The 18,813-nt window shown below is 49.8% G+C and carries 16 protein-coding genes and 1 pseudogene; all 17 read right to left on the bottom strand.

Going from position 1 to position 18,813, the window contains the following annotated elements; genetic code table 11:
- Positions 1-9: 9 nt before the first annotated feature.
- A complete protein-coding gene (locus SSCH_RS11035) occupies positions 10-2,388 on the bottom strand; it encodes an endonuclease MutS2 (protein ID WP_044665497.1) in 2,379 nt (792 codons plus the stop codon).
- A 25-nt stretch (positions 2,389-2,413) separates the two neighbouring features.
- Positions 2,414-3,166: a peptidase U32 family protein gene (locus SSCH_RS11030; protein ID WP_044665496.1), complete on the bottom strand. Its 753-nt coding sequence runs from the start codon at positions 3,164-3,166 to the stop codon at positions 2,414-2,416.
- Between the two features lie 163 nt (positions 3,167-3,329).
- On the bottom strand, positions 3,330-4,985 hold the full coding sequence (locus SSCH_RS11025; protein WP_052835581.1) for a peptidase U32 family protein: 1,656 nt from the start codon (positions 4,983-4,985) through the stop codon (positions 3,330-3,332).
- A 103-nt stretch (positions 4,986-5,088) separates the two neighbouring features.
- Entirely contained in the window at positions 5,089-6,042 is a 954-nt protein-coding gene (locus SSCH_RS11020; RefSeq protein ID WP_044665495.1) for an NGG1p interacting factor 3 protein, NIF3, read from the bottom strand.
- A 33-nt stretch (positions 6,043-6,075) separates the two neighbouring features.
- Entirely contained in the window at positions 6,076-7,791 is a 1,716-nt protein-coding gene (polX, locus tag SSCH_RS11015) for a DNA polymerase/3'-5' exonuclease PolX (protein ID WP_044665494.1), read from the bottom strand.
- On the bottom strand, positions 7,788-8,090 hold the full coding sequence (gene zapA / locus SSCH_RS11010; protein ID WP_044665493.1) for a cell division protein ZapA: 303 nt from the start codon (positions 8,088-8,090) through the stop codon (positions 7,788-7,790). The genes polX and zapA overlap by 4 nt, the downstream gene beginning before the upstream one ends.
- 69 nt (positions 8,091-8,159) lie before the next feature.
- The gene (gene pheT, locus SSCH_RS11005; RefSeq protein ID WP_044665492.1) at positions 8,160-10,568 is read right to left on the bottom strand and encodes a phenylalanine--tRNA ligase subunit beta; all 2,409 of its coding nucleotides are present in this window, start codon (positions 10,566-10,568) and stop codon (positions 8,160-8,162) included.
- Between the two features lie 12 nt (positions 10,569-10,580).
- Positions 10,581-11,253: pseudogene (gene pheS, locus SSCH_RS11000) on the bottom strand (phenylalanine--tRNA ligase subunit alpha).
- A gap of 41 nt (positions 11,254-11,294) precedes the next feature.
- Entirely contained in the window at positions 11,295-11,627 is a 333-nt protein-coding gene (locus SSCH_RS22475; RefSeq protein ID WP_456300464.1) for a hypothetical protein, read from the bottom strand.
- A gap of 566 nt (positions 11,628-12,193) precedes the next feature.
- Entirely contained in the window at positions 12,194-13,066 is an 873-nt protein-coding gene (locus SSCH_RS10995; RefSeq protein WP_044665491.1) for a class I SAM-dependent methyltransferase, read from the bottom strand.
- An 81-nt stretch (positions 13,067-13,147) separates the two neighbouring features.
- Positions 13,148-13,975: a TrmH family RNA methyltransferase gene (locus SSCH_RS10990; RefSeq protein ID WP_052835580.1), complete on the bottom strand. Its 828-nt coding sequence runs from the start codon at positions 13,973-13,975 to the stop codon at positions 13,148-13,150.
- A gap of 74 nt (positions 13,976-14,049) precedes the next feature.
- Positions 14,050-14,403, bottom strand: a complete 354-nt coding sequence (rplT, locus tag SSCH_RS10985; protein ID WP_044665490.1) for a 50S ribosomal protein L20 — start codon at positions 14,401-14,403, stop codon at positions 14,050-14,052.
- A 21-nt stretch (positions 14,404-14,424) separates the two neighbouring features.
- Positions 14,425-14,622 carry a 50S ribosomal protein L35 gene (rpmI, locus tag SSCH_RS10980; RefSeq protein WP_044665489.1) on the bottom strand — a complete coding sequence of 66 codons (198 nt, stop codon included), beginning with the start codon at positions 14,620-14,622 and terminating at the stop codon, positions 14,425-14,427.
- 3 nt (positions 14,623-14,625) lie between these two features.
- On the bottom strand, positions 14,626-15,144 hold the full coding sequence (gene infC / locus SSCH_RS10975) for a translation initiation factor IF-3 (RefSeq protein ID WP_044665488.1): 519 nt from the start codon (positions 15,142-15,144) through the stop codon (positions 14,626-14,628).
- A 434-nt stretch (positions 15,145-15,578) separates the two neighbouring features.
- Positions 15,579-17,480, bottom strand: a complete 1,902-nt coding sequence (gene thrS / locus SSCH_RS10970) for a threonine--tRNA ligase (RefSeq protein ID WP_198142409.1) — start codon at positions 17,478-17,480, stop codon at positions 15,579-15,581.
- A gap of 411 nt (positions 17,481-17,891) precedes the next feature.
- Positions 17,892-18,197 (bottom strand): sporulation protein YtxC, encoded by a 306-nt coding sequence (ytxC, locus tag SSCH_RS21120; RefSeq protein WP_084711114.1) that lies wholly within the window; start codon positions 18,195-18,197, stop codon positions 17,892-17,894.
- Positions 18,148-18,765, bottom strand: a complete 618-nt coding sequence (ytxC, locus tag SSCH_RS21115) for a putative sporulation protein YtxC (RefSeq protein WP_044665485.1) — start codon at positions 18,763-18,765, stop codon at positions 18,148-18,150. Before ytxC (SSCH_RS21115) ends, ytxC (SSCH_RS21120) begins: the two co-directional genes overlap by 50 nt.
- Between the last annotated feature and the right edge of the window lie 48 nt (positions 18,766-18,813).

Below are 18,813 nucleotides of genomic sequence, written 5' to 3'. Positions count from 1 at the left end.
TGGGATTCGTCATTTGAACTCCACAATAGTAACCCCTCGTTCCCCCTTCCATAGTAATCCCCACTCGCGGTAAGATGCCACAAAGGGGTGTTTAGCCAGATACTGCCGTACCGCATCCCGCAAAACCCCTGTCCCTTTACCATGAATCAATGAGACCTTGTTCATACCCGCCAGGTAAGCTGTATCCAGATACTTATCCACTTCTCTCAAGCCATCGCTCACATTGTGCCCACGGAAATCGAGCTCCGGGAGTACTGTTGCATTCCTGGCAATGGCATGATCCTTTGACCCTAAAGCCTGCACCTGTACCTTTGCCTGTTTTTTATTCTTCTTGCTAAGGCGCAGTTCCTTAAGGGACAGGTTCAGCTTCAAGACCCCTACCTGGACGATGACCTCCCCATCTGCATTGGGTTGTGTGAGAACATTGCCCTCCTGATTAAAGCGGGGGATTACCACCGCATCACCCGGTTCTACTGCTGTGGGAATTTCACCTCCGGGCTCCACTTCACGGGAGGCGATCTCTTCATCGATCTTTCCTGTTAGATCATCGATCTTGCTCCTGATCTGTCGGGCCTGTTCCAAGCCCGCCTGCGTTTCCTGCTGCCTTATCTCCTCACGCAGACTGCGGATCAAATGCTCTGCCTCTCTCCTGGCGGTCCGCACCAGTTCCCGGGCCTCCTCATGTGCCCTTCTGAGGATCTCATTCTGCTTATCCCGCAGCTTCTTCTCCTGTCGCTCTACCTGTCCTCTTATCTCTTCCATTTCGCAGCGCAGTCTTTCTGCTTCTGCACGGGCAGAGGTTGCAGCAAATTGATCCTCCTTGAGGTGTCGAATCAAGTCCGACAGCTCCCGCTGTTCGGGGTTTAACAAACCACGCGCCCGCACAATCACATCCCTGGTAAGACCCAGGCGCTCGGCAATTTCGAAGGCATTGCTCTCCCCGGGCACACCGATAGACAGCCTGAAAGTAGGTTGGAGAGTTTTGCTGTCAAACTCCACAGAGGCATTTTCCACACGCGGCCTGGTATGGGCAAACACCTTCAGCTCACTGAAATGTGTGGTAACAATGATCAAGGGACCCTTTTGCAGCAAATTATCCAGGATGGCCATCCCCAGCGCTGCTCCCTGTTCCGGGTCAGTCCCTGCTCCCAGTTCATCGAGAATGACCAGGGACCCCTTTCCCACATTTTTTAGAATGCGCACGATATTTGTCATATGCCCGGAAAAGGTGCTGAGGGATTGTTCAATACTCTGCTCATCCCCGATATCGGCGAAAACATTCCTTAAAAAGGGGAGTACAGTTCCTTCCGCTGCCGGTATATGCAGCCCTGCCTGGGCCATCACGATCAGCAGTCCTACAGTCTTCAGGGCAACCGTCTTTCCACCGGTATTTGGCCCTGTGATCACCAGACAGTCGAAATCCTGGCCGAGCCTGACCTCAATGGGAACCACATCCCCCTTCAGCAGAGGATGGCGCCCCCCTTTGATTACCAGATGCCCCTCCTGACTGAAACCTGGCGGGTTGGCCCGCAGTTCCTTGCTGAAATGTCCCTTTGCTATGATGAAATCCAGTTCCCCCAGCAGATCTAAGTTCTCCTGAATTTCGTCATGATAAACAGCTATAAGACCGGATAGTTCCTCTAAAACTTTGAGTTCTTCCTGGCGCACTGCAGAGCGCCCGGCAGCCAGTTCATTGCCAAGTCTGACCAGGGGCATCGGTTCCATAAAAACCGTTGCCCCACTTGCGGACTGGTCATGCACCAGTCCAGGGAATTGGCTGCGGTATTCCTGTTTGACCGGCAGCACATAACGGTCCCCTCTTACTGTATAGATAGGTTCCTGCAGGAACCTATTCCATTCCTGTTTAACCAGCAGCTCATCCACCTGGTCGCGTATTTTTACCGCCAGGCTTCTCACCTTCTGGCGCTGTTTAGCCAATTCCGGAGAGGCATGATCCGCAATCTCGCCATCCGGTTCAATGCAGGCAGCAATCCTCTCCTGGAGGGTTGAGCCCTCCTCCAGGCGCGTGACACGGCCCTCCAAAAGCGGCAGTTCTATCTCCTGGCGAGCAAATATTCTTTTTAATCGCCTCGCTGCCTTCAGCAGTTCATACAAACTCAGCAATTCAACAGGCTCTAAGACACCTCCGATCAGGGCGCGCCTTAACAAAGGTGCCACATCTTGAACACCCTCCATCGTTATATCCGGGTACATCCTCAAGGCATCACATGCCTCTGAGGTCTCTTCCTGAAGCCTTAAAATTTCCTCCGCTTCTGTAGATGGTTCAAGATCCTGTACATAAGCTCTCCCCAATGAAGTAGAGCAGTGCCGCATGAGCATCTCTTTGACGCGGTGAAATTCTAACTTTTTGAGGGAAAACCTGTCCATTTAAGCCTCTTCCTCTCCTTCTTCACTAACACACAACACCCCTCAGATAGTGTCCGCGGGTCAAACCTGCCAGGGAGAGTTCTGAGAGTTTCTCCCAGATGATTTTTGCCTTCCCTGCGCCCCAAGCTCCTTCTAATACAGCATCACATGCCCTGCGGTAAATACCCGTTACCTGGCGGACATGTTCTGCTGAAGATGGGCGAAGTTCTAATCTAAGAATATCATATCCTGTCTCCATGATCTCAGTAAAATGTTCGATCAGGCAGAGCTCCCGTGAGTTGTAGATGGTCATCCGGCAGCTTTCATCACTGACCAGGGGAAAGAGATAACCAAGGCGGTCTTTTAGAAAAAATGACCTGTTGCAAAGAGCACCACACTTACCCTTCCCTCCCGAGGCAGCACCCAGAACACAGTGCTCACTGATCACCAAAGGCAGTGCCCCATGGACAATTAACTCTAAAAGGCCTGTCCCTTTAAAGGTAAGGTGCTGCAGCTGTTTGCGGTTTAGCTCAGGTGACAGTGTCAGGCGGCTGACCCCGGCCTCCAGCAGCGTATTTACTGCTGCATCATTAAACACGGGCACTGAAAAATCGGTAACCACCCTCAAATCATCCTCCAGGGAAAGTAAACACCCTCCCAGATCCCCGGCCAGCACCCCATCTGCAGCAAAGGATTGAGCCTGTTTTAAGACTTTCCCTGCCGCACTTTCCTGGTGCTCCTGCCAGATGCGCGGCAGAATCAGAAATGGGGCAACCCCTCGCTTATGGCACTCCTCCACTCCGTCACTGATCAGCCGCTCATTCCAGGGCTCCTTACCCCTAATTGAATAGCCACCGAAATAAACAAGGTCCGCACCCCCATTTAAAGCAGCCTGTAAACCCGCATAATCCCCTACTGCTACAGCAAGGCAAGGGCGCTTCCTCTGTTGATGCCTATCTGCTCTATCTGCTGATCCAAAATACGGTTCCCGGCTTTTTTTTACAAATGTCAGCTCTCTCTTTCAGCCTGAACCAATACGCTTTTTCTCTGTCCCGGAGGTCTGCGGGTAAACTGCGCTGAAAGCGGCGCAAACGGGCATTTTCCAGCGCTATAATTAACTGACGCCGCACAGCATTGATCTCACTTACCGGAAACATCACTCCCGGTTCTATGTCACACTCCAGATCCATAAGGTCAAAGGGTGTATTACCCAACCTGTCTACCTGTACGCGAACTGTCTCTCTAGTGAGCTCGTGTTTGATCGCTTTTTCACCGATAAACTCCCCTCGAACAGCAGCAGAGAAACCATCCTCATCCCTTCCCTCCAGCAGTAAAGGCTCTCCCAGGTGAGCCACAACCCGGACATAGAGGGGAACTCTTCGCCTGGAGATACCGGTGATGGTTTCATGGGCTTGTTCTGCAAGCCTCCGGTCATGGGTTTTAAAGATGCGGTCACCCTTCTGGACATGAAAGGAAACAGATATCTCCACCTGGCTACCCGGTGAAACCTGCTCTGCTTTCCTCCCAGCAAAATTCATCTTCTCCACTGTTAAGCCCCTGCTGCCATCACCGGTCCAAAATTCGATCTCATCCCCTGCCTCCAGGGGAAGGCGGGTTTTGAAAGCTATCTTACCCTTTTCGAATCTTAGAACCCGACCCAAATAAAGACCGCGGTTGTTGGGCTTGGTGTAGCCGATCAGCTGGCGCCCAGGATTGCCATGAAAATACCCGGTTGTAAAACCGCGGTTAAAGACAAGTGCGAGATCATGGATCTCCTGGGAACTGACAGCATAATTTTGCGGATCATCCCAGGCCCTGTCCAGGGCCTCCCGATAAATTCGAACAACCGCTGCCACATATTCCGGTCTTTTCATCCGCCCCTCAATTTTCAAGGAGGAGATACCTGCGATAAAGAGATCCGGAAGCTCCCGCAGCAGCATTAAATCTTTAGGGCTCAAAGGGTGCTCACCCGGAATACCGCTCAATTCCCGCCCCTTCTCATCTACAAGGTGATAGGGCAGCCTGCAGGGCTGTGCACAGCAACCGCGATTTCCGCTCCTGCCGCCGATCATGCTGCTGAAAAGGCACTGGCCAGAGTAACAGAAGCACAAAGCACCGTGCACAAAGACCTCCAACTCCATCAAAGACTCCTTGCGGATTTCCATTAGGTCAGCTAAACCCACTTCCCGGGCCAGGATCACCCGCTGAAAACCCATGTCCTCCAGAAACTTGACCCCCGCGGCATTATGCACCGTCATCTGGGTGCTGGCATGCAGGGGAAAATCCGGGAATAGGCCCTTAATCAACCCCGCAGCACCTAAATCCTGGATGATGAGGGCATCCGCTCCTTCCTGGTACAAAAAAAACAGGTAATCGGTAAGCTCTCCCAATTCCCCGTTATCCACCAGGGTGTTTACTGTTATATAAATCCGTACATTACGTGCGTGAGCATACTCCAAAGCACTTTTCAGTGCACTGCGGTCAAAATTCCCGGCATAGGCCCTGGCTCCGAACATTTCTCCTCCTAGATAAACAGCATCTGCGCCATTTTCCACCGCAGCCTTCAATGCCTGTGGATCTCCCGCCGGTGCCAATAATTCCGGTTTTCTTTTTATCATCCCTTAGTTCAATAACCTCCATTGATCCCATAGCGGGCCAGGGCGCCGCAGAAGCCACCCAGGCCCACCAGGATCAGATCATTGTCCATATATCTTAGCACAGCTATAGGCGGCTGACCCGCAGAAGCCCGGAACAAGGAATAACCTCCACACCCCTCTGGACGAGTTCATCCAAAAAGAGGTTCAATCCCAAAGAATCACTGGCCATATGCCCGGCAATGACCACATTGATATGGTGTTTCTCCGCCTCCTTGCGGTAGGGCTCACTCATGTGCATACCAACAATGGTACCCACCCCCGCTGCAGCCATCTTTTCAAAGGACTCCTTGGCTCCGCTGGTGCCCCCGGTCATATCCACAAAGATCTTACCGGCGCTGCCCTTCTCCTTGCCTGCCACAATCTTTGGCCCCGCATTGCGCTTCACTGCTTCGCGGTATTCAGGGATATCCTTCAACAGTGTTACTATATCGCCCACCCTTTCGGGTTCATTTTTAGCAAAATGCCTGTTCAGGAAATCCTGTACCAGGTTGTCGGCAGGGGTATGCACACACATCAAGGGTATACCTAACAGAGCTGCGGCATCCACCGATCTGTTGTGGTTCATGGGCATAAACCGACGCTCTACTTCAGCAATTCTTCCCGCCATCAGCCCCTCTGCCACATTGATAGGCACACCTAATTGGTGGAGTTCATCCTCCTGAATGTGCATCACTCCATACAAGGCAGCCAGTGCTTTACCCTCCGGGTGATGGGAGATGATCAGATCAATTCTTTTTCCCTTCTCCCGCAGTCGATCAGCCAGCAGAACCTCCCCTACCTCCATATCGATGCCTGCCAAAACTACCCGCACATCCAGTTCACTGTCACCACATAAGACCCTGGTATCACTATAAGGGTTTCTAAGTGATTCCTGATCAAAATCTTTTTTCTCACTTTCTTGAAGATCATCAAAATCTTTTTTCCGCCTGGCCAGTTCCTTTCTGACCCCCTCTTCACCCCGGGGGTCCACTGCAATACCTTTACGAATGGCTATCTCATAGATCTCCTGAATTCTCACCAGTTCTTCCTCCCCTTGTTCATAAGATATAGTTTATCTTCTATAAAGCCAGTCAAATAATTCGCTCAAGGGCAAAGCATTAATAATATCCGATCTCTCCGCCCAACCACGGCGCGCCTGTAAAACACCATACTGTATATCATCCAGGTAATACACATCATGGGCATCTGTATTAACCGCAAAGCGCACCCCTATCTCGATCCCCTGATGAACATACTCGTCATGGAGGTCAAGGCGGTCGGGAGATGCGTTGATCTCCAGGGCAGTACCCGTTTCCGCGGCAACCTGCAGCAGGGCATCGACATCAATATCATAAGGGTCCCTCCTGCCCAACAGGCGCCCTGTAGGATGCCCAATGATATCTACATGCTCATTCTGAAGAGCACTGAGGACCCTGCGCGTAATTGTCTTCCGGTCCTGCTTAAACCCCGAGTGCACCGAGGCAATCACGATATCCATTTCCGCCAGCAGTTCGTCCTCAAAGTCCAAACTGCCATCCGGCAGTATCTCAACCTCAATACCCGCCAACAGGCGGAAATCGGTGAATCCTCGATTGAGACGCCTGATCTCCTCCTGCTGCTCCCGGACCCTCTCTTCGGTCAAACCCCTTGCAATACGGAGAGACCTGGAGTGATCCGTAACAGCCAGGTACCGGTATCCTCGCTCCTGCGCTGACTGGGCCAGTTCCTCCAGGGTATTGATGCCATCACTCCACTCGCTGTGGACATGCAGATCTCCCTTAATATGATCTACATTTAGCAGCTCAGGCAGAACACCGTTTTGAGCTGCCTCGATCTCTCCCCGGCCCTCCCGAAGCTCCGGCGGAATGTAGTCCATCCCCAGCCGCCTGTAGAGCTCTTCCTCAGTCACTGGAGCAGCAACCTGGCCATCACAGTGGATTCCATATTCACTGATCTTTAATCCCTGTTCTCGCGCTATTCCTCGCAGAATTATATTGTGTTCTTTTGACCCTGTCAGGTGCTGCAGGGCAGAGGCAAAGAACTCCGGTTGAACAACCAGGAGATCCGCCTGAAACCCCCACTTGGTCATAATTGTCGCCTTGACCTCCCCTGCGGCAACCACTTCGTTGACAAAGGGAACTGTTTTAAAAGCATCCACAACAGGTGCAGGGTTGTCCGCTGCAGCGACAAAATCCAGATCACCCACAGATTCCTTGCCGCGACGAAGACTGCCTGCAATCTGAAGATTAGCCAGCCCGGGTAATGTATCCTTTAAATGGCTTTCTATTTCCCCGGCAAAAGCAAAGGCATGATGCAAGAGCAGCCTTCTTCTGCGCAGCACATGCGCCTCTAAACCACTTATGATGGCTTGTTCAGTTTTAACACCGATCCCCGGCAGTTCTTGCAATAATCTCTTTCTTGCGGCAGCCTCTAGATCCTGTAGATTGGTGATCCCCAGTTGCTGATAAATAATCTGGATCGTCTTGACCCCAATACCGGGGATCAGCAGCAGTTGACGAAGGGAAGTGGGTGCCTTTTTACGGAGCTGTGTAAGGTATTTCAATTCCCCTGTCTTTGCATATTCCTCAATTTTTTTTTCCAGAGCTGACCCAATCCCCGGTATTTCCTGCAGGCGCCCCTCATCAGCAAGCTCTTCCACATCGAGATAGGCATTCCCAAGTTTATGGGCAGCCCTCCTGTAGGCGCGAGCCTTATAAGGGTTTTCTCCGAGGATATCCAATAGGTCTGCAATTTCATCAAAAAGCTTCGCAATTTCCCAGTTATTCATGACCCACTGCCTAGTTTTTTCACCTCATCAAATTGTTTAGAAAGAGTATTGTAATCCTCATGCAGTTTGACAAAGTCTTCAGCGATATTCAGAGCTGCCAATACAGCTATCTTGCTCAAGGAAAGCTGTGGGTTTCTCTGTCCGACCAGACGCATCTTCCTGTCCACATAAGCGGCAATCTTTTCAATGACCATCGTGTCAGCCTGTCCTTTGATCACATACTCCTCATCGTAGATCTTCACCGCAATTTTATTCTTCCCCTGATTCGTGTTCTCCCTCCTGGTTTCCGCATCACTCATCAACTATTCCCCCTATCCTTGAGGATTATGAAAGATTTCTCCAAAGATATGGTAGAATCCTGCAACCGACTATCTTAACTGTGCCCCGATCTCCTTTGCCAGACTATCCATAATACCATTATGTACCGCGGCAACCTCTTCATCGGTCAGTGTGCGGTCCGGGGACTGGTAGAGCAGAGAATAAGCCAGACTCCTGTATCCTTTGGGAACCTGATCACCGTAATACACATCAAAAAGCCGGCAATCTGTAAGCATCTCTCCCCCGGCCTTGAAGATGACTTCCTGAACCTGATCAGCAGATATACTAACCGGTACAATCACAGCCAGGTCTCTGTTGATCCCTGGATAGCGAGGGATCGGTTGGAATAGAAGCTGCTCACTGGTGAATGGGAGTGCTGTTTCCAGGTCAACCTCACAGACAACAACCCTCAGCGGAATATCATAATTGGCCATAACATCCGGATGAAGCTCCCCGAGATAACCCAACTCTTCATTCTCATAAAGGATGCGTGCTGATCGACCAGGGTGCAACACCGGATAATCGTTGTACTGCTGGAACTGTAAATTATTGATCCCCAGCATCTCAAAGATGCCCTCTACAATTCCTTTGAGATAGTAATAATCACGCTCTTCTTCTATCCCCTGCCAGCCCGCCTGTATTTTCCCACAGGCTGTAATTCCTAGATGAAGGCGCTCTTCCGGAATCTGGCCGGGTCTTTGGGGTATGAATACCGCACCTACCTCAAACAGCCCCAGATCAGTCAGCTTACGGTTGTAGTTATACATTACAGCATCCATCAGTCCCGGCAGGAGTGTTGTCCGCATCACCCCCTGCTCCTCACGCAAGGGGTTTTGAATCATGAGCACACTGCGCAAGGGGCTTTCCTGGGGAATCCTCAACTTATCAAAATCACCCTCCCCGGTGAAACTGTAAGTAAGCGCTTCATCAAGGCCAAAACCACTCGCTGCGTTAATCACCCGGTCCCTGATCGAGTTGGGACGAAGACGGTTTTGAACCAGCACCCCCACCGGATAGGTAACAGGTATCCGGTCGTAGCCGTAAATGCGGGCTACCTCTTCGATCAGATCTATTTCCTCAAAGATATCTACCCTGTAGGAAGGTACTGTCACCAAAAGACTGTCCTGACTGCACAGCTCACAGGAAAAATCCAATCTGGCCAGGACATTCTGGATCTCCTCTCTGGATAACTTTGTCCCCAGGATCTTGTTTGTTCTTTCTGTACGCAGCCTTAGAGTGCGAGCTGCCTCAGGCCTCATATAAACATCCACAATCCCCTCTGTAATCTCACCGGCACCCAACTGCTGAATAAGCTGTGCCGCCCGGTTGAGAGCAGGCAAAATTCCCTCCGGATCGATGCTCTTTTCAAAACGCTTGGAAGCCTCAGTGCGCATCCCCAGATGGACCGCTGTCTTTCGCACATTTAAGGGCTCAAACCAGGCAGATTCCAGGAGAATTGTTCTCGTCTTCTCGGTCACTTCACTGGCCAGACCACCCATCACTCCGGCCAGTGCCACAGCTTCGGACTGGTCCGCAATAACCAGCATCTCCGGATCTATATCTCTGGTCACACCGTCAAGAGAGACCATTTTCTCTTCAGGCCGGCCGCGGCGCACGATAATCTGTGATCCTTTGATCATATCCAAATCAAAGGCATGCAGCGGCTGCCCAAACTCCAGCATCACATAGTTTGTCACATCAACGATGTTGTTGATCGGCCTCACCCCGGCTGATAAAAGCCGCTGCTGCATCCAGGATGGTGAGGCACCCAGCTTGATGTTCCGCACAACACGACAGGCATAGCGCCGGCAGAGATCGGGATCCTGGATCCTGACCTCAACATAATTTTCTGTAAGGTCATCCACTTCCACAACTTGAGCATCGGGAAGATGAAGCTTTGCCGCAGTAATCGCCTTAACTTCTCTGGCAACATTAATTACAGCCTGGCAGTCCCCACGGTTGGGGGTCAGCTCCAATTCCAGGATCCGATCATCCAGATTAATGGCTTTATCTAAACTGGTTCCTGCAGGTGTCTCCCCATCAAGGATCAGGATACCCTTGTCATCTCCATATCCCCACTCATCTGTTCCCAGTTCCGCACCGGAACAGAGCATTCCCTCAGACAGTTCACCCCGAAACTCTCGTGCCTCTACCCTTCCCCCTTTTAGCATTACACCGGGCAGGGCTACCGGAACACAGACACCGGTCTTTAAATTCGGTGCCCCACTGACCAGCTGGATAACCTCAGAACCTGTATCCACACGGCACAGCAGCAGGTGGTCAGCATCAGGATGGGGTGTTATTTCCAGGATCTTCCCTGTGATGATTCTGTCCAGGCCCTCGATAGGAGGAACTACACCCTCAACTTCGATACCCGCCATAGTCAGCTTCTCTGCTAATTCCTCTGCTGACAGCTCACATTTAACATAATCTTGCAGCCAACGATATGATACACGCAATGGATATCCCTCCTAAAACTGACGCAGAAATCTTACATCATTATCAAAAAAGAGACGCAGGTCGTTGATTCCGTATTTGAGCATTGCAATCCGCTCAACCCCCATCCCGAAGGCAAACCCCACAACCTCTTCGGATCATAACCGGTGTTGGCCAGCACCTTGGGATGGACCATCCCGGAACCCAGAACCTCTAACCAGCCTGTTCCTGAACAGACCCGGCACCCCTCTCCCTTACAGTTAATGCAGGAAATATCAACCTCAGCGCTGGCTCAGTGAACGGAAAAAAACTCGGCCTCAGCCTGATCTCCCGCTCCTGGCCAAACATCTGCCTGGCAAAAGTGAGGAGTACTCCTTTGAGATCCCCCAGTGTACAGTGTTTATCCACCAGAAGCCCCTCCACCTGATGAAACATCGGGGAATGGGTAGCATCATCATCCCTGCGGAAGACCTTACCTGGAGCAATAATACGCACCGGAAGCTCCGGCACCCGCTTCTCCAGGACGCGTATCTGCACCGGAGATGTATGGGTGCGCAGCAGGATCTCCTCACTGATATAAAAGGAATCCTGCATATCCCGGGCGGGATGCCCCTTGGGAATGTTTAGGGCCTCAAAGTTATAGTAATCATATTCCACCTCGGGCCCCTCTGCTACCTCAAAACCCATAGCAGTAAAGATATCCTTGATCTCTTCCAGAACTATCGTCAGAGGATGCTTATGGCCGTATGCTACAGGCCGCCCCGGAAGGTAACATCAATAGCATCCTCAGCCAGCTTCATTTCTTTCTCCTTTTCCCGCAGCACCGCCAACCTATTATCCAGTTCCCCCTCCAGAAGCTGGCGCACCTCATTGGCCATCTGCCCGATCTGAGGCCGCAGTTCTTTTGGAACTTTCCCCATCTCCCGTAAAACCTTTGTCAGCAGACCCTTTTTCCCCAGGTATTTCACCCTCAACTCTTGAAGCTCTTCCTTGTTTCCTGCTGCCTTGAGCTTTTGTTGGACACTCTCTTTAATCTTGTTAATTTCCTGTTCCAACCTGAACACACCCCTTTTTTCAAACATAAAAAACAAACCCCCGTTCACTAAGGGACGGGGGTCTAAATACCCACGCGGTACCACCCTTCTTTGCCATAAGAGGCCACTTTAGGGTAAACTCCGGTTTTAACGGCACCACCGGCACCACCTAATAACCTATATTAAACAGGTATTCAGCGGTGCAGCTAACAGGCGAACTTCAGAAAGACGGCCCTGGCCGTACTCCCAGTCTTTGGTACAGCCTCCCTGAAAGAGCCTTACTCCTTCTTACTTTCCCGATCATCGCTGTTGATGTTTAAAGTTTTGTGAAACACCAACAATTTTAGTGAAGAAGGTATTTACGATAAAGAATAAAGGCTTGCGGTGAACCAGTATACTTAAAAATCATCCAGTAAAAACGAGCAGGAACCGACATCCCCTCACATCCTTTATGGAGATAGACTGGAAACACCTTGACCGCATTATATCACAGAGTTTCTTCACAAACAACAACACTGAGACACGAAACGCGGGGACGGTTCTCGCGTCTCACCCTCCCGTTCCACGCGTGCACTGGGAACTGTCCCCCTTGCACAACTACTAACCACCAATACCTACTCCATTCTATCTGTGACAGACCAGAGGATCATGCCCAACCGGACACGATAAATTTCCCGGTAAACACCTGAAGCTGACTGCTCTTCAACATAACCTCTGATTGTCTTTTTAATTTCAGGTGTCGGTTCTGTATAGGACCAGAAGTACTGTTCAAAACTTGCTACAGCCTCTTCCACCGGCATTTCTCGATCCCGCACATCGATCCACGCCTTAAAAGACGGCATGTAACCTGACAGGTAGAGATAATTCAGGGGATACATGATATCGTGTCCAGCCAGTGGCATTTTCTCATTGAAGATCAAACGCCATAATTCCTCATGCCCGGGGAAGCAGCGGCGCCCTCCAAAGTCACAAAGGAAACACCACTTCCGTGAACAGCGGCACATTTTATCCAGTGTCTCCACATCTCTGATACCAGGGGTAAGTGAGGCAAAGACAAGATCAAAACCACCGCTTAAACCCTCTTCCTGCACATCGAGAATTTCCCATTCCTGATCCAGATAATCCACATTAGTAAGCCCTTCCTCATCGGCCCAGCTGCGCAGCACATTTAACATAGCAGGTGCCGGCTCCAGTGCTGTGACACGGGAGGCCAGTTTAGCCATGGGAATTGTAAAGAGCCCTGCTCCGGCACCGATATCCAGGACTTCTATCCCCGGCTGCCAGGCCCCCTGCCGTTCCAGCCAGGATAAAACCTTTTGCTGTCTTCCATCCCCATTCCGCCTCCTGGCTGTCTTCGCAAAAAACTCTGCCATAGAATCCCAGTATTTCATTTGATCCAGATCGCTGCGTCTTCTGGCATGCAGAGAGTGTTTATGTGCGTTCTCCCATGCCTGTTCCCAAAACTCCGGGCATTTCTCCTTTAGCATCTCCCTTACTCCCTTCCAACTGACCTGATCAGCGCATTTACCAAAATCTTCTCTCTTAAAGATAATAATACCTTTTAGTTTTTATTTTTTACATTTATACCCTTCCGGATCTCGCTGACGAAAGACTTCATAAAGGATTAGAGCCGCAGCGACAGCTGCATTCAGGGATTCAACTCCTTCTGACAAGGGAATGGATACTCTTAAATCAACTGTCTCCAGCAGTTCCGGACTGATCCCACGGCTCTCATTACCGATCAGAATCAACAAAGGACCTTTTTCTAAATCAGCGCAATAATACTTTAATTCTGCTCTAGGATCTGCAGCAATAGTAGTAAACCCCGTCAACTTCAATCTATTAATGAGGGAAACAAGCTCCACCTGATGAAAAGCAGGAACCCTAAAAACCGTTCCCATCGTTGACCGCAAGACCTTGGAGTTATATAGGTCCACTGTCCCCTCTCCTAAAAAAAACCCGCTGACCCCTGCTCCGGCACCGGATCTGATAATTGTTCCCAGATTCCCTGGATCCTGTAGTCCGTCAAGGGCAACCAGGAGGGCATCTTGGCCATAAATAACATCCTCTTCATTCCAAACTGGCATCTGGCTTGCAGCCACAATGCCTTGAGGGGTTTCCGTATCAGACAACCCGGCCAGAACATTTTCCTTAACAGAAAAAATGGGTATTCCCCGGGAACTGGCAAGATCAATGATCCCTTTTCCCTTCTTCCTCTGCCAGAACTTTTCTGAAACCAGCAGGTAATCAAGTTCAGTCCTACTGATAAGGGCATCTTCAACAAAATTGACGCCCTCGATAAGGAAGCGATTGGTAAGCTCTCTGTGTTTTCTTTTTTTTAGATCCCGTGCCAATCGGGCTGCCTGTTTGGCAGTTTTAATTTCCAAATATCTCACCTTGATGCTCCATTATTCCATAAAAAAAGTATGGTTCCCCAACCATACTTTTTGCATACCCATTTATTCAACATTTACTGGTACTGCTTGGCTAAATCCACAAGCTTGCCGAAAGCAGCATCATTATTGACAGCGAGTTCAGCCAGCATCTTCCTGTTGACGCCGACACCCGCCTTTTTCAATCCGTTCATAAACTTGCTGTAAGAAATCCCGTGATTGCGAGCAGCAGCATTGATCCTCGTAATCCACAGCTGCCGAAAATCCCGTTTTTTTAGTCTGCGATGAATATAAGCATAGTTAAGAGATTTCATAACCTGCTGGTTAGCTACCCGGTAGACCTTGCTCTTTGCTCCGCGGTAGCCGCGGGCTAACTTTAATACCTTTTTATGACGGCGCCGTGTAACTGGGCCACCTTTTACCCTTGCCATAATCGTCATCCTCCTTTGCTTTTACAGGTAAGGCAGTAACCGCTTTACATTTTTCTCGTCAGATGGACGTAGAACCTCCGCCTTGCGGAGACGGCGCTTACGCTTGCTTGATTTCTTTGCTAACAGGTGGCCTCTAAAGGCTTTAGACCGCTTCAACTTTCCGCTGGCTGTGCGTTTAAACCTCTTGGCTGCCCCTCGGTGCGTCTTCATCTTCGGCATCATCTAGTCTCCTTTCACCTGTTCCTGGGTTCTGGGCACCAGGACCATGATCATGTTGCGCCCTTCAACCTTGGGCTCTTTCTCCATACTGGCCTGTTCTTCTAACTCCTTGTAAAACTTCATGCACAGGTCATGTCCCAGAGCAGCATGGGTTATTTCACGCCCCCTGAACATCAGGGTAACTTTTACTTTATCCCCATCGGTCAAGAAACGCCGGGCATTCCTTACCTTAACCTGAAAGTCGTGTTCCTCAATTCTGGGCCTGATCTTGACTTCCTTGACATTGATGACCCGCTGTTTTTTACGAGCATCCCGTTCTTTTTTACTTTGTTCATACTTATACTTGCCGTAGTCCATAATCCGGCAGACCGGTGGTTTAGCCTGTGGTGCCACCTCAACGAGATCCAGGCCCTGCTCCGCTGCAACGCGCATCCCTTCCCTGACCGGTATAATCCCAAGTTGTTGGCCGTTGCTATCAATTACCCGGGCTTCCCGAACACGGATCTCTTCATTGACCCGCAATTCTTTAATAATTATCCGCCACCTCCTTGAATTTTTAAAAACAAAAAAATTAAGGCGAGTAGATCATCGATCCACCCGCCTTGTGTACGCAGTATTCCCTAAAGTTGACCCTAGCAGCACTCTGATAGCTCTAGGGTGAGAAGCGAGTGGCTTCTACTTGCGATAAAAAGTATACCATAAGTTTTTTGACAATGTCAACAAGTTTGGTGGTTAGTGGTTGGTCGTTGGTCATTAGTCGTTAGTCGTTGAAAAAAGAATTGCTCTGTTTTTTGCCAGATATCAACGATCTAAATATCAACAACAGTCCACTAGATTACCTGATCCAAGGCAGTTCCTGGTTTTTTGGAGCTTCCGGCTTCCGGTCTCCAATTTCTACTTTTATTGAAAAGGCCTGAGTTAAGACGTTGGTGAGACGCGAGAACCGTCCCCGCGTCTCAGGATTTTTGGTTGATTTCTTCTTTTATCTGGGTTACGAATTTTTGCAAAGGAAGGGAGCCTTGATCACCGGTGCCGCGCTTCCTTACGCTGACCATTTGAGAGTCAACCTCCTGGTCACCCAGGACCAAAAGATAGGGCACTTTTTCTACTTCACCCTCTCTGATCTTATAGCCGACCCTTTCATTGCGGTCATCGACCTCTACACGAATGCCTTCTTGTTCCAAGAGGTGTGCTATCTCAGCCGCATACTCCGCATGACGGGAGGCCACAGTGAGCACCTTGACCTGAACCGGCGCTAACCAGATAGGGAAGGCTCCACCATAGTGCTCGGTCAGAATTCCCAGAAAACGCTCGATACTGCCGAAGACAACCCGATGGATCATCACCGGGCGCTTCTTGCTCCCATCATCACTGATATAGGTGAGATCAAAGTTTTCAGGGTTCACAAAGTCAAGCTGAATCGTTCCACACTGCCAGCTGCGCCCTAAAGAATCCTGAAGGTGAAAATCGATCTTGGGACCGTAGAATGCACCATCCCCCTCATTGATCCGGTAGGGGATATCCTTCATCTCCAACGCCTTTTTCAAAGCACTGATCGCCATATCCCAGATCTCATCTGAACCCATAGCCTTTTCCGGCTTGGTGGACAGTTCCACCCGATAAGAAAAACCGAAGGTGCGGTAAAAATGGTCGATCATCTCCATCACACCGATGATCTCATCAGTGATCTGCTCGGGCAGCATGAAGATATGAGCATCATCCTGGGTAAAACAGCGCACACGCATCAAGCCGTGCAAAACCCCGGAGCGCTCATGGCGGTGCACCAAACCCAACTCCGCTATACGCAGGGGAAGCTCTCTATAGGAATGAACACGGGTTTTATAGTAGATCATCGCCCCCGGGCAGTTCATAGGCTTTACGGCAAAATCTTGCTCATCGATCTTCAAGAAATACATATTTTCTTTGTAATGATCCCAGTGCCCTGACCGCTCCCAGAGGTCACGGCTTAAGACGACCGGGCTCTTGATCTCCAGGTAGCCCCCTTTGCGATGCTCAGAGCGCCAGAAATCTTCCAGCTCTGTCCTGACCACCATACCTTTCGGGTAAAAGAAGGGGAAACCCGGACCCTCTTCGGCAATACCATAGAGATCCAGTTCCTGCCCCAACTTCCTGTGATCACGGCGCTTCGCCTCCTCGAGGTGCTCCAGATATTCATCAAGGGCCTTCTTCTTCGGGAATGAGGTGCCGTAAATCCGCTGGAGCATCTTGTTCTCCTCACTCCCCTTCCAGTAAGCACCGGCTACACTGAGCAATTTAAAAACACCGATCTTCCCAGTGCTGGGCAGGTGCGGCCCCAAGCAGAGGTCGACGAACTCTCCCTGTTTGTAGATGCTCACCTGGGAATCTGCAGGCAGTTCCCTGATCAACTCCACCTTATAAGGCTCACTCTGTTCTTCAAAAAGAGCAATCGCCTCCTCGTGGGAAAGCTCCTGCCGAACTATCGGGAAATCCGCCTTTTTGATCTTGTTCATTTCTTTTTCGATCAAAGCCAGATCCTCAGTTGTAAAGGGATGCTCAACATCGAAGTCATAATAAAAACCATCCGCAATAGCTGGCCCAATGGCCAGTTTGGCCCCGGGGAAAATTCGTTTGACAGCTTGAGCCAGCAGATGAGCAGATGTATGCCTGTAAACCGCCTGCCCCTCTTGATCAGCAAAAGTAAGGAATTCCACCTTTTCTTGGGGACGTGCCGGCAAATTGAGATCCTTCAAATTTCCATCCACCCTGGCAGCCAGTGCCTCTTTGGCAAGTTTCCTGCTCAAGCCCGCTGCCACATCGATCCAGGTGGTCCCATCAGAAACCTCATAAACACTTCCATCTTTCAGGATTACAGGTATCATATCTCCTGCTGCTTTTTGGTCTTCCACTTTTCCTTCCCCCATTCTATTAGAAATAAAAAAAGACCTCATCCTTCTTAAGGGGACGAGGCCTTCCCGTGGTTCCACCCCGATTAGCGAAAAAACTTTCGCTCACTCGTGTTGCACAGCTAACGGTGTGCAGCCGAACAAAAAAAATGCGCAGGCTGGTCTTCTCCAGACCTGATTACCGGAGAGGCTTTCAGCCACAGCACTCTCCTCTCTGAGGTAAGTATCTGGGTACTTTAGTCCTGTTATCGTTTCAACATCTGCTTTTGTTCTGCAATTATACGCAATAAATAAGTGGTTGTCAACAGCGATTGTGCCCCTTTCCTTGGCAGGTAAGGCTGGAAAGGCAGCGGGACCAGCCACAAGTACCGTCCCCTTGACAGGTCATTTTTTCTTGCTGCTGTACAGATGCCGACATCTTTCACAACCAGGACAGCGAATAACTCGATCCTCAAATACCTGCTGGATCGTGCGCAGTGGGTCACATTCCCAGATGCAATCAGACACGTGGAAAATAATTGTTTCAGGGACCAGGGTAATCAGCATGCTCAACAGATAATCCTTATAATTGAATTCCCCATCTGTAACAGAGAATGACGGTGTGCGAATATGCTCTCTGCGGATCACATGACCCTTCTTGTCACAGATAAAAAAAAGTTCCTTCCGGAGCAATAAAAATGTGAGTTTCATCAATTTTGGGTTCCTGCATCTCAATAAAACAACGCAGTAAGCGAACAAACTCTAAATAATCCTTCGCAGCTAAAACTTCTTCCCCGGTTCTTTTGACAATGCGCTCCAGTTGAGCCCAATAGCTTTGGAGGCGAAACCTGGCAAACCCCTCGATGTTGATTGTTCTGTATTCAACCAGGTAATCATAAACACTCTGTAACACCCTGTTTCTCCTGATTATTTTCAGTTTATCGAGAGTTTCCAATGTACAGCTCACAATTTCAAAACGGTCCTGAGGAGAGCAGTAATGATAGGTCTCCTCAATATAGTTTTTCACGAAGTCTGCTTCCAAATGATTGACAAACAGATCAGAGAGCGCCTTGGCAACTGCAAACCGGCAGGCAAATCTCCGCTCCCCCCGTTTGTTGTTACGAGATACTCCAACAATAAAAAACAACCATGGTGTATTTTCCCTCTCTTCAAAATGAACAATATCCTGCTCATCTGAAAGAAATTTTAGCTCTTTTACCAATCTATCTCTTATTTCATCAGCAAAAGAAGCAGTGCCTATGATGATTTGGGAGTTCAATCAACTCACCCCTTCCTGCTACCGTTATCATATCCATTACATGATATG

This window comes from Syntrophaceticus schinkii (assembly GCF_000946815.1).
Lineage (GTDB): Bacteria > Bacillota > DSM-12270 > Thermacetogeniales > Thermacetogeniaceae > Syntrophaceticus > Syntrophaceticus schinkii.
Note: the sequence above shows the minus strand (reverse complement) of the source record. Positions and strands in the feature narration are given on the sequence as shown.